At 44.3% G+C, this 12,427-nt stretch carries 11 protein-coding genes and 1 riboswitch; of the genes, 8 read left to right on the top strand and 3 right to left on the bottom strand.

Going from position 1 to position 12,427, the window contains the following annotated elements; translation table 11 throughout:
• Positions 1 to 3 precede the first annotated feature (3 nt).
• The 3 genes from tolQ to ACO0K4_RS16375 form a co-directional block, all read right to left on the bottom strand.
• Positions 4 to 699 carry a protein TolQ gene (tolQ, locus tag ACO0K4_RS16385; RefSeq protein ID WP_422957732.1) on the bottom strand — a complete coding sequence of 232 codons (696 nt, stop codon included), beginning with the start codon at positions 697 to 699 and terminating at the stop codon, positions 4 to 6.
• A gap of 110 nt (positions 700 to 809) precedes the next feature.
• A complete protein-coding gene (gene ybgC, locus ACO0K4_RS16380) occupies positions 810 to 1,208 on the bottom strand; it encodes a tol-pal system-associated acyl-CoA thioesterase (protein ID WP_422957731.1) in 399 nt (132 codons plus the stop codon).
• A 152-nt stretch (positions 1,209 to 1,360) separates the two neighbouring features.
• Entirely contained in the window at positions 1,361 to 2,113 is a 753-nt protein-coding gene (locus tag ACO0K4_RS16375; protein ID WP_422957730.1) for an SDR family NAD(P)-dependent oxidoreductase, read from the bottom strand.
• Between the two features lie 463 nt (positions 2,114 to 2,576).
• Positions 2,577 to 2,713: riboswitch (ZMP/ZTP riboswitch) on the top strand.
• Between the two features lie 113 nt (positions 2,714 to 2,826).
• Here ACO0K4_RS16375 and glyA point away from each other — a divergent pair.
• The 8 genes from glyA (at position 2,827) to ACO0K4_RS16335 (ending at position 12,243) form a co-directional block, all read left to right on the top strand.
• On the top strand, positions 2,827 to 4,077 hold the full coding sequence (gene glyA / locus ACO0K4_RS16370; protein WP_422957729.1) for a serine hydroxymethyltransferase: 1,251 nt from the start codon (positions 2,827 to 2,829) through the stop codon (positions 4,075 to 4,077).
• Positions 4,078 to 4,370: 293 nt separating this feature from the next.
• Positions 4,371 to 4,844, top strand: a complete 474-nt coding sequence (gene nrdR / locus ACO0K4_RS16365) for a transcriptional regulator NrdR (RefSeq protein ID WP_422957728.1) — start codon at positions 4,371 to 4,373, stop codon at positions 4,842 to 4,844.
• Between the two features lie 108 nt (positions 4,845 to 4,952).
• Complete coding sequence (pilV, locus tag ACO0K4_RS16360) at positions 4,953 to 5,534, top strand: type IV pilus modification protein PilV (RefSeq protein WP_422957727.1); 582 nt, start codon at positions 4,953 to 4,955, stop codon at positions 5,532 to 5,534.
• A gap of 21 nt (positions 5,535 to 5,555) precedes the next feature.
• Complete coding sequence (locus ACO0K4_RS16355; RefSeq protein ID WP_422957726.1) at positions 5,556 to 6,584, top strand: PilW family protein; 1,029 nt, start codon at positions 5,556 to 5,558, stop codon at positions 6,582 to 6,584.
• A 5-nt stretch (positions 6,585 to 6,589) separates the two neighbouring features.
• Positions 6,590 to 7,267, top strand: a complete 678-nt coding sequence (locus ACO0K4_RS16350; RefSeq protein ID WP_422957725.1) for a pilus assembly PilX family protein — start codon at positions 6,590 to 6,592, stop codon at positions 7,265 to 7,267.
• A gap of 33 nt (positions 7,268 to 7,300) precedes the next feature.
• The gene (locus tag ACO0K4_RS16345) at positions 7,301 to 11,203 is read left to right on the top strand and encodes a pilus assembly protein (RefSeq protein WP_422957724.1); all 3,903 of its coding nucleotides are present in this window, start codon (positions 7,301 to 7,303) and stop codon (positions 11,201 to 11,203) included.
• Between the two features lie 10 nt (positions 11,204 to 11,213).
• Entirely contained in the window at positions 11,214 to 11,672 is a 459-nt protein-coding gene (locus tag ACO0K4_RS16340) for a type IV pilin protein (RefSeq protein ID WP_422957723.1), read from the top strand.
• A 4-nt stretch (positions 11,673 to 11,676) separates the two neighbouring features.
• On the top strand, positions 11,677 to 12,243 hold the full coding sequence (locus tag ACO0K4_RS16335; protein ID WP_422957722.1) for a GspH/FimT family pseudopilin: 567 nt from the start codon (positions 11,677 to 11,679) through the stop codon (positions 12,241 to 12,243).
• The last annotated feature ends 184 nt before the right edge of the window (positions 12,244 to 12,427 follow it).

Genomic DNA, 12,427 nt, shown 5'->3' with positions numbered 1-12,427 from the left:
AACTTAACGAGATTGTCTTTGCAAAATATTCGAGAACTCTTCGATGAAGGTTTCAAAGCGAATCGCCAGCCTGTCAATATCATGTGAGTAGCGGTTGTAAGCCAGCACAGCCGGAATCGCTGCAAACAAACCAATCGCTGTTGCAATCAGTGCCTCGGCAATACCGGGAGCGACCGCTGCCAGCGTCGCTTGCTGCACATTCGCCAGACCACGGAAGGCATTCATAATACCCCAGACAGTACCAAACAAGCCGACGTAAGGCGACACGGAACCGACCGATGCCAGAAACGATAAATGTGCTTCCAGATGATCCATTTCCCGCTGATACGCTGCGCGCATCGCGCGGCGTGCGCCATCAAGCATAGCGGTCGCATCGAGGGTTGCCTTATTTGCGGCTTTGACCTTGTGATACTCACTCATACCCGCTTCGAAAATACGTTCCAGCGCGCCGGTCTTATCGCCGCTGGAGCGACGATTCGATGCGGCAATCTGATAGAGCTCGCCGAGATTACCGCCGGACCAGAAATTACGTTCAAATTCTTCTGTTTGCTTGCGTGCTCTTTTGATCGCAAACATTTTGCTGAAAATATAATTCCAGCTAGTGACGGAAACGCCAAGCAACAGCAGCATGACCAATTGCACCAGAACCGACGCATTGGTAATCAGGGTGAAAAACGATAAGTCTTGAGTAACAGTCATGGTTTCTTTACTTTAGATTTTTACAAAAATTCTCGGACTACTAAAACGCCAACCAGGTTCTGGTTAAAACGATGGCGGCGAACAGGTCATTTGCAAGCGCTGCCGCAAACTCACGCAATTTTCTGCAAAATGTCATCCGGGATAGCCGCTGGACGCACCGCGCCGACGCTCACACAGCCGACCTTGATGTTGCCTGTCACCAGCAAGCGATCACCACACCAGACTTCTTGAACAAACTGCACGGAGGCACGTCCCAGCTTTTTGACCACGACGCTGATCCTGAGTTCATCATCCAGTCTGGCGGGAGCATGATACTCGACAGCCGTGCCTTTGACGACAAACATCACCTGATGCTCAGCACTCATGATCTGCTGATTGATCCCGGCAGCACGCAACCATTCCGTCCTGGCTCGTTCAAAAAACTTCAGGTAGTTTGCATAAAACACGATGCCGCCCGCATCGGTGTCCTCGTAATAGACACGCACAAACCAATTAAATTCTCGCAGCATAGAGATCAATGATTTTAGTTAAAGAGGGGGAGTATCTTTATTTTTATTGCTGATTGCGCACTATCTGCAAGGACAAATAAAAATACTCTCTACCAGTATGACAAATAGCTATCAATTAGTAATCGATTAACAAGCACTCAGCAATCGCTCACTTATACCGCGTTGCGCTTGATATTAAAACCGCCAAAGCCCTGACAGGTCGGCAGCATTTCGATGTAGTTAATATTGACATGCGGCGGCAAGCTTGCAACCCAATACGCGGACTCCGCAATATCCACTGCTGTCAGAGGCACAGTACCCTCGTAGACTTTTGCGGCAGCATCATCATTACCCTTGTAGCGCACATTCGAAAACTCCGTACCGCCGCATAATCCCGGCGCGATGTTCGTTGCACGCACTCCGGTGCCTACCAGGTCGGCACGCAGGTTCAGCGTAAATTGGTCAACAAACGCCTTGGTTGCACCATACACATTGCCGCCCGGATAAGGAATAGAGCCCGCGATCGAGCCAATATTGATGACCAGGCCGCTACCACGCTGCACCATGGCAGGCAAAATCGCGCGAGTGACGCGGACTAAGCCCTTGGTATTGGTATCGATCATGGTTTCCCAATCGTCCAGATTCGCCTGATGCGCCGGCTCTGTACCAAGTGCTAATCCTGCGTTATTGACCAGGACGTCGATTTGTTGCCAGGCAAGCGGCAATTCTGCCAAGGCATGCTGAATGGACTCTTTATCGGTTACGTCCATTTTGACCGGCAATAGCGCAGCACCCAGCTCTGCATGCAGTGCCGCCAGGCGGTCCGTGCGACGCGCTGCGGCAATGACTCTGTGTCCGTGGCTGACAAATTTTCTAGCCATCTCTTCGCCAAAACCGGAGCTGGCACCTGTAATTAAGACAATCATGACTACCTCTTATCGTTATTGAAATGAGTACGCTGTGTTTCTAACCGAGATTGCGCATTAGAACTTCTGTTGACGACGGATGCGCTGCTCGAGGCAGCTTTGACCTGAATAAGATGCTCAGAACTATTCATGAGCGTGCAATAAGTTTCAAAAAAAGGCCAAAATAACCGAAAATGCGCCGTCAGTACCTGAATAACCTCTTTGGTGCGCCTGATAGAAAATCTCGATGTAGCTGCAGGCATTATTCTATGCGGTTTTATCGCATCCGTCTGAAGCGACTAGTGGCGTTGATTCCGCGCCATCAGCTCTGAGCTTGCCTGATATGGATATCAGAACGACTCCGTTATAAGCGACGGAATCAATTTTCTCGACTTAATCCACGTCTTGATCCATTTCTTAATGCACTTATATTGCAGGCTATTCTTGCTCAATCAGAAGGCTTGACGTAAAATTTGTAAACCATTTCGTCTCACGTGACTGGCGAAAACGTCTTAACCGCGCTATGAATTGCAATACAACATTCTGGCAGCGACTAACGACGAAGATGGAGATCCATCGGGAAGCGTGAGATTTCAATAGCCGTGCGCCTGGGTAGCCTGGATGGTAAGAACGATCAAGGCTGCTCGCCCTATTTGTCTATGCGCTTTATCTGGCTCGGGCACCTGATCCATTACATTCACTGATTCACCTTCTATCTCAACAGGAAGCTTGTCATGTTCGCAAAAAATCATACTCTCGCCAATATTGATCCCGATTTGTACGCCGTGATTCAACAAGAAAATCACCGCCAGCAAGAACACATCGAACTCATCGCCTCAGAAAACTACACCTCGCCAGCCGTTATGGAAGCGCAGGGTTCGCAACTGACCAACAAATACGCCGAAGGCTATCCTAGTAAACGCTACTACGGTGGCTGTGAGCACGTAGACGTCGTTGAGCAACTTGCGATTGATCGCCTGAAAGAATTATTCGGTGCCAACTTCGCAAATGTACAGCCGAACTCAGGTTCACAAGCGAATCAGGGGGTGTTCTTTGCGTTGTTGAATCCAGGCGATACCATCATGGGCATGAGCCTGGCCGAAGGCGGTCACTTGACGCACGGTATGCCTTTGAACATGTCGGGTAAATGGTTCAATGTAGTTTCTTATGGCTTGAACGCACAGGAAGATATTGATTACGACGCGATGGAAAAACTCGCGCGCGAGACCAAACCGAAACTGATTATCGCTGGTGCATCGGCATTCGCATTGCGCATTGATTTTGAACGCTTCAGCAAAATCGCCAAAGAAATCGGCGCTTACTTCATGGTCGATATGGCGCACTATGCCGGCCTGATCGCTGCTGGCGTCTACCCTAACCCAGTACCGTTTGCTGACGTCGTCACATCAACGACGCACAAGAGCCTGCGCGGCCCGCGCGGCGGCATCATCTTGTCGAACGATGAAGCGATTGCAAAAAAAATTAACTCTGCAATTTTCCCTGGTCTCCAGGGTGGCCCATTGATGCACGTCATCGCCGGTAAAGCCGTCGCGTTCAAAGAAGCACTGACACCGGAATTCAAAGCCTATCAAGAGCAGGTCGTAAAAAATGCAGCAGCACTGGCGAATACGCTGACCGAACGCGGTTTGCGTATCGTTTCTGGTCGCACAGAATCTCACGTGATGCTGGTGGATCTGCGCCCTAAAGGCCTGACCGGCAAAGAAGCAGAAGCCATTCTCGGCTCGGCCCACATGACCTGTAACAAAAACGGCATTCCTAACGATCCGCAAAAGCCAATGATCACCTCCGGCATCCGCCTCGGCAGCCCTGCTTTCACGACACGTGGTTTTAAAGAAGCAGAAGCCATCAAAGTCGGTCATCTGATCGCAGACGTACTGGACAATCCGAACGATGCAGCAACCATCGAACGCGTCAAAGTCGAAGTCAAAAAACTGACAGACGCCTTCCCTGTCTACGCAGCATAAAACCTCAGCTTGCGAAAAAATGCCACTCAATTCGAGTGGCATTTTTTATAGATCAGTCGTTTTAGATTGCCTGTATTGACGCGTGAAAATAAAATGGGGGAATTCAGGTCGTCAATACACGAAAAATCAATACATCATCAGCGATCAACACGAGCAAATTGCAACATACTCCCACCATGTATTTATGAACAACGCAATACTTTGGTGCGTGAGCAGTCATTTTATGTAATATTGCAGGGGAGTATATAAAATGTATCGCATCTACTGCGACACCATCGATTGGAATAAACATCATGAAATGCCCCTTCTGCCACAATGATGACACGCAAGTCATCGATACCCGGGTACCCGAGGACGGCAACACCATCCGCCGCCGCCGCCGCTGCGCCAATTGCGATAAACGCTTCACCACCTACGAGCGTATCGAACTCATCATGCCATCCATCGTCAAAAAAAATGGCAGCCGAACAGAATTTGAAACCGCAAAATTACGCGCCAGCCTGATGTTAGCCCTGCGCAAGCGCCCGGTATCCGCAGAAGCCGTCGACATCGCAATCCAACGCATAGAAGAAAAATTATTATCCAGCGGCGAACGCGAAGTCATCTCTGGCTACATAGGCGAGCTCGTCATGAGAGAACTAAAGCGCCTGGATAAAATCGCCTATATCCGCTTTGCCTCTGTGTATAAGAGCTTTGAAGATGTGTCTGAGTTCGCTGAGGCGATTCAGGAAGTAGCGAAAGACAAGAAACAGAAAATGTCGGACTGAACACGACAACTCTGACTATCGGCGATATTTGTTAGACGAGCGGTTAGCTCCGTCACTCAAAGATTGACTACAATGAGTTGCAAGATAGCACCTTTATATGGACCACCCATGATCAGCCACAAAACCACAAAGAATCAAGGTTTCTCACTAATTGAAGTGCTTATAGCGGTATTCGTATTAGCTTTGGGCGTTATCGGTGCTGCAGGTCTTCAGCTTGCAGCAATTCGCACATCCCAGCAAACAAATTTTCAGACCAATGCTGTGCAACTAGCAAATGAACTGGCTGACAAGATGAGGTCCAATGATGCGCAAATGAAGTTAGCCGATGCGTCTAACTTGTTCCTAAATATGAATTACGACTCAGCGGTAGATCCAACGCCCAGCGCACCAACACTCTGTTATACCAGTGCAGCAAATTGCACGAGCACTGATTTAGCAAAAGCAGACATCTATGAATGGCAAATAAGACTGAAAAATAGCCTGCCTGGTGGGCGGGTAGTAGTTTGCCGTGACTCAACACCCTTTGATACAACAACAAAGTCATTGACTTGGACGTGCAAGCCAGATGCCAATTCAGGGCTGACTTTAAAAATTGGCTGGAAGAGTAAAAACCCTGATGGGAGTTTCAATAGTAACGCGGGCGTCATACCACCAAGTTTTGCTTATGCAATAGAACCTTACGTCAAATAAATTATGTTCATAAATTCTCATATGCGCCTGGGCAACAGCATAAATCTAAAAAAGCAATTAGGCTTAACTTTGGTAGAGCTGATGATTTCTATTGGATTGGGTCTGTTAGTTGTTCTATCTGCAACCGCACTTGTAGTATCGACTAAAACACTGTTCATGACACAAACAGATGGTAATGATACACAAGATACAGCACGTTTTGCTTTGGATAATATTTCCAGGCAATTACGCCAAACAGGTTTTGTGAATTATGATTTTAGCAATTCACCTCAAGTTACGCCCTCTACAGCGAGTGCAGACCTTGGTGGCTTAGACGCTAACAGCGTAACAGCCACCTCAACAGATATTTCAAGCCCTCTGGGTAGTGCAGTTAACTTTAGTGATGTACTTGCAGTTCGTTTTTTTGGATCGGGAGCAAGTGCGAACGGTGACGGGACTATGTCAAATTGCGCCGGTTTTTCTGTGCCAGCACCTGTGTCATCAAATACAGCTGATCAAGATCGAGGATGGAGTATTTATTACGTTGGCAAAGATGCAAATAATGAACCTGAACTTATTTGCAAATATTATGACTCTGTCAACGGAAATTGGAATGCGCAGTCAATTGTAAAAGGGGTGGAATCATTTCAAGTTTTATATGGTCTTGATACTAATGTCCCACCAGATGGATTAGCAAATAAATTTCTTACCGCAACCGATATAAACGCTCTTGACAACACATTGGTATTAGTTGGAGCAACAGCCGCAGCAAAAGCTGCGGATAAAAATAAAAAAACATATTGGAAAAAAATTCTCTCTGTAAAAATAGCACTACTTGTCCGAGGAAAAGAAAAATCCCGGACGGATGTCACAACGACGGTTTATGACTTATTTGGTGCAGACTACGCTGCGGCTAACGGAGCAACTGATAAAGGTACGACAATCAAAGAACAGGACTTGCCTACAGACACCATAGACAGGGTTCGGAAAGTATTCACAACAACAATTCAAATGCGTAACGTCTGTATCGTAGATGTTTTAAGAGGCACCTGCTCACCACCAAATACCTGATTATCATGTATACATTTACCAAATTAAATAAACATTACAAGCCAGCATACAGCGACATAAGGCAGTCCGGAGCGTCGCTAATCGTCTCGCTGCTGATGTTAATAGTAGTCTTAATTCTGGGATTATCACTAGCCAATATGTCTTTGCAAGGTGAAAAAGCATCGCGTAGTGATAGAGATAGGCAAATTGCTTTACAGGCTGCCGAAGCTTCCCTCAAAGATGCGGAGCTGGATATCGATCCACAGGGCACGCCGTCAGTCAATGCACGCGGGGATAGTTTCGATGCCACCAGTATTATTTCTTTCATAGAAGGATGTACGGCAAACAATTCTAGCCCTATACAAGGAATGTGTCTTCCATCAAAAAGTGGCCTTCCAATTTGGCAAACAGTAGATCTAAAAGATTCTTCATCAAGTGCGGTTGCAGTAGAGTTTGGTAAGTTTACAGGCCAAACAATGGTGATAGGCAAAAGCTCATTTCCAGCGCAGCTACCGAGGTACATCATTGAGGCTGTCCCGGACGTTGATCCAGGCGGAGTTGCGGATACCGGTCAGGCAGAGAGTCCGAACGATACTAATAGTGCTCAAAAATATATTTATAGAATTACCGCAATTGGCTTTGGTGCAAATGCTACCACTCAGGTAGTGTTGCAATCATTCTATCGTAAAGCATTGAAATCATAAGTGCATGGCTTCCATCACTTTGGAGAAACTAACATGACAAAATTTTCAAAAAAAGCCTTGTGTACGGTATTGGTAGCGAGCCATTTAAGCGTATTTGCTGCACCCAAACCTGTCGTACTGGCAACAACCCCGCTTTACACAGGTGGAGGTAGTGTACATCCTAATTTAGTGTTAGATTTATCGGTAGAGTTCCCTACTGTGAAGGCTGCTTACACTAACTCAAACGACTATGATAAGTCCGTTGAATATGTGGGTTACTTTAATCCGTTAAAATGTTATACCAATGGTGGGACAAAAACATTTAAAGACAAAAATAATAACGCGATCAATAGAGTCGTCAGCACCTCAGATTTAACCAACGGTTACTTTGCTATCACACAGGATGCAGATACTACAACCCATGAATGCCCGGGTGTAAACTCATTTAGTGGTAATTTCATGAACTGGGCATCTTCCTCATCAATTGATATGTTACGGTTATCATTGACTGGTGGGGATAGGATAGTAGACACAACATTGCAAACAATATTGCAACGTGCATACCTTTATCCAGGCATATACAACAGCGGAAATTTCACAAAAAAAGTGGTTACAGCCTCTGCAACCATGAGCGCGCCTTCTGCAGTAACGCCTTATAACGTCACAACACTTTATATATTGAATTGTGATAATAAAATATTTTTTAGCGATGTCAGTGCAAGCGGTGGTTGCACTACTAAACGCACATATCCGAATAACACTTGGAGTACGGATACTCAGCTAGATACATCCACTGATCGTGTACTTGGTGAGTTCCTGGTAAGAGTTCAAGTCTGCGATGCGGCTGAAAATTTAACGCGTACCGATTTATGTGTCAAATATCCAAACGGTAATTTTAAACCCGTCGGTCAAATGCAGCGTAATCCAAACACTGTTCGTTATGGCGCCTTTGGCTACTTAATGGATAACGATCAAAAACGGTATGGTGGCGTATTACGAGCACCTCTCAAGTATGTGGGCGCAAAACAATATAAAGCGGCAGATGCCTTTGTTGAATCAGCAAACGATCGCCCTGAATGGGATACAAACAGCGGTGTTTATTTCACAAACCCAGAAAACGATGCTTCTGGTAATAGTGGAGTAATCAATTACTTAAATAAGTTTGGCCGTACTGGAACTAATGGTACTTATAAAACATATGATCCTGTCGGCGAGCTATATTATGAAAGTATTCGCTATTTACAAGGTCGATCTGTAACCACAGATGCAACAACAGGCATGACCACAGCCATGAAAGAAAACTTTCAAGTAATTGATAAGTGGTCAGATCCGATTGAAGCATCATGCCAAAAAAATTACGTTATTGTTATTGGAGATGCTAACACTTGGAACGATAAATACATTCCTGGCAACAATAGAACTGACGCCTACGATACAACTCGCCCAGCAGACGTTGCGGATGCTACTTGGCCTGATTTTAATGTAGTAGATCAAACCAATAAAGTTGCAGTTATGGAATCAACCAGTGGCTATGGTAATTCAGCTCCGGTATCAGGATTAAGTAATATTGCAAGTGCCGATACAGGTGCTAGTGGTGCGACATTTTATATGGCTGGTGTCGCATACTGGGCTAATACAAATAATATTCGCAAAGATAAACCCGTTAGAGTCAAGACCTATACTATTGACGTTGATGAAGGAGGCAATGGCACAATGGATGCAAGTCCTAGATCCGTAAAGCCCAGAAAATCTGCGTATTACCTTGCTGCAAAATATGGTGGATTTAATGACTTAAATAGTGACAGCAATCCTTTCATAACCTTTGATGCTGATGGCAAAACAACTATTAAAAATAATAAAGAGTGGTCAGGCACAACTACAGGTAACGATCCGTCAAATTATTTCTTAGCAAGTAATCCAAAAAAAATGATGGCTGCTATCGATAAAATTTTTGCAGCAATTGCAACGGGCGGAGGTACTTTATCCGGGGTTGGAATTTCATCTACTTCGGCGAGTGATAACCCATTTGTTTACGAGCCAGGATTTAATGCGGAAAAATGGACTGGTAGCTTGTTAAAAAAATCTGCAACATCCTCCACAAGCTCAGCAATTTGGGACGCAGGTATTATCCTAACTGGAGATGCTGGGAAAAATATACCTCCGACTAAACCGGCGAATAGAAAAATATATACATCTAAAGTAGATGCTAACGGCTCTCTTTCCACAGTGGAATTCACATACACGTTGTCTAATTTCAGCGCCTCAAACTTATTAGCTTTAAATACAAATCCACATACTACCGTGGTAGATAATTTAGCAAATGATCGAATCAACTATTTGCGCGGAGAAAGAAGTTTAGAACAAGTGAAGGATGCGCAAACTGGTAACGTAACGGGTATTTTTCGTTCTAGGAATGGCGTTCTTGGCGATATAGTAAACAGCGCTCCTTTATATTATGGAGCCCCAGCACAGAATATTTCTGAAGTCGGATATACGGCCTTTTACAATAACTATGCTTCTCGCCAAAAAGCTGTTTATGTGGGCTCTAACGATGGAATGCTGCATGCTTTCAATGCAGTTGATGGATCTGAATTGTTTGGATTTATTCCAAACGCGTTACTTCCTAAAATCAATCAGTTAACAGATCCTTACTACGTACATCAAGCTTTTGTAGATGGCAAAATGACTGTCAGAGACGCATATGCTAATGGATCCTGGAAAACCATTTTAGCTTCTGGTATGGGAGCGGGCGCAAAAGGTATTTTTGCTCTAGATGTAACTGATCCTGCAAATTTCTCCTCTAACGGTGGTGCGATTTGGGAATTTTCAGATGCAAACGATAATGACATGGGTTACGTATTAAACCCGCCGATTATCGCCAAATTCCAAACAGGAACAAATACTAATGGCCAACCTATTTATGGAAACTTCGTTATTGTCTCTAGTGGATATAACAATTACGACTCTAATGTGAACGCCACAGGTGATGGAGCTCTTTTTGTCCTATCACTGGATAAAAAACCGGGAGATCCTTGGGCTTTAAACAGTAATTATTTTAAATACAAAACCGCCATTACCACTCCAACAGAGAGGAATGGCCTTGGAACACCCACCGCAATTACAGGCGGTGACGGCGCCGTAAAATACGTTTATGCCGGAGATTTGCAGGGCAACCTATGGCGGTTTGACTTTAGTTTAGGAAAAATAACATCCGCCATATCGCCAAAATCGATTTTCACTGCAAAAATAGGTAGCGCTCCTCCGCAACCAATTACGACTCAACCAAGAGCAATTTATGCTCCCGGAGGCGGCTACATCATATATTTTGGCACTGGAAAATATTTAGAGTTAGAAGATACTGATCCAACTAAGTATCAAGTAAATTCATACTACGCGATTTTAGATACTACATATAACGTGGTCCCCGATAGAAGTGTCTTAGAACCACGAACAGCAACAGCCTCTGGAAATGGTTTTGTGATTTCAGGAAATAGCTTTGTATATGGGGTAACCGCTGGTACTAAGATGGGTTGGTACTTAGATTTTTACAACTCAAATGTTACTGGTGAACGTTCAGTAACAACGAGTGCAATTGCTGGCAATAACCTATTTTTCAATTCTTTAATACTTAGTACTGATCCTTGCACAGGCGGGACTGGGCGAAAATATCAACTAGACACTGTTACTGGTTTAAGTGATGGAGTAACGGGGACGTTATCGACAATTGGACTAATGACATCTCCAATAGTAATTAACATCAATACATCAAAATCAGATAGAAATGCTGTTGGAACCCGTAAAGTGACCACCAAGATATCTGTACGAACAGCAGGTACGGGGGGCAGTGATGGTTCCAGTGATAATTCAGCAGCACCTGATGCAACTAGTCGTGCAGGCCGTATTAGCTGGAGAGAGCTCCAAAATTGGCAAGAACTGCGTAAAGAAGCAAACAAATAAAGGTGCTTAGATGAACAAAAAATCTAATGGTTTTAGTATGATCGAACTTTTGATTACACTAGTCATTATGGGAATTTTAAGTAGTATTGCTTATTCTTCTTATGTTTCTAGTGTTATAAAAACCAAACGCTCGCAAGCTAAAAGCTCGCTTATGCAATTAATGCAACAAGAGGAGCGGTTTTACACCCAAAATAATTCATATATAGTTTTTTCTCAGGCATCAACAGATGCAAATGAAAAGAAATTCAAATGGTATAGCGGTGATACTGCGACGTCCAGTTCATATGAGATCACGGCGACCGCTTGTACTGGAGACACAATTCAAAATTGTGTTCTTCTGACCGCAGTGCCAGGTACAGCAAATGTAGACTCAAATTTTAAAGATCTGCAATGCGGGAACTTCACTATGACCAGCACAGGCGTAAAAAACTTCTCAGGAACAAATGGCTCAAAAGATATATGTTGGTAATCCTATGAACACGATCGATACAAAAAATACGATTTTTGCTGGATTTTCATTGATAGAGTTACTCATCGTTATAGCGGTAGCCAGTATATTGCTGGCGGTTGGAATTCCGAGCTTTCGTACATTTATTGATAGCCAAAAAATAGTTACGACTGCAAGCGAGTTCTATGGCGGTATAAATATGACGCGCGCGGAAGCAATCAAAAGAGGGGCGCGAGTTGATATGGTCGCAACAGATGGCACAAACTGGAATAAAGGCTGGACAATATTTATTGATGCAAACGACAATCACAAGGTAGATGCTGGGGAAACCATTATTTTTACACATGAAGCAATTCCTACAAATATGACATTAACAGGTAATTTTTCGGATAATTCATCCCCATATATATCTTATACGGGCAATGGTCGCAGTAGGACAAATGCAAGTAGTCAAACTCCGCAAGCGGGAACTGCAACATTCGTGCTAGGCAGCTATACAAGAAGGGTAAAAATCAATTTCTTAGGGCGCGCTAGAATTTGTAACCCTGATACAGATACAAAAACTTGTGGAAACAATTCAAGTGGAAGCTAAGCCGCCTATCTGCACGCAGAGATTGATTTTTACTGGATATCGGCATTAAGTATGTATTCGTCTCAGCAATATACAAAAACAATAAGTAAGATGGCGAACGAGTGTGAAGCTCATCCAGAATTCGGAGTCTGTAAATAAATTTGTGTAAATGTCCACGACCTTTTAACTTTTTATCAGGAAATTG

Source organism: Undibacterium sp. RuTC16W (assembly GCF_049339445.1).
Classification (GTDB): Bacteria; Pseudomonadota; Gammaproteobacteria; order Burkholderiales; family Burkholderiaceae_D; genus Undibacterium.
This window is presented reverse-complemented; position numbering and strand designations above follow the sequence as displayed.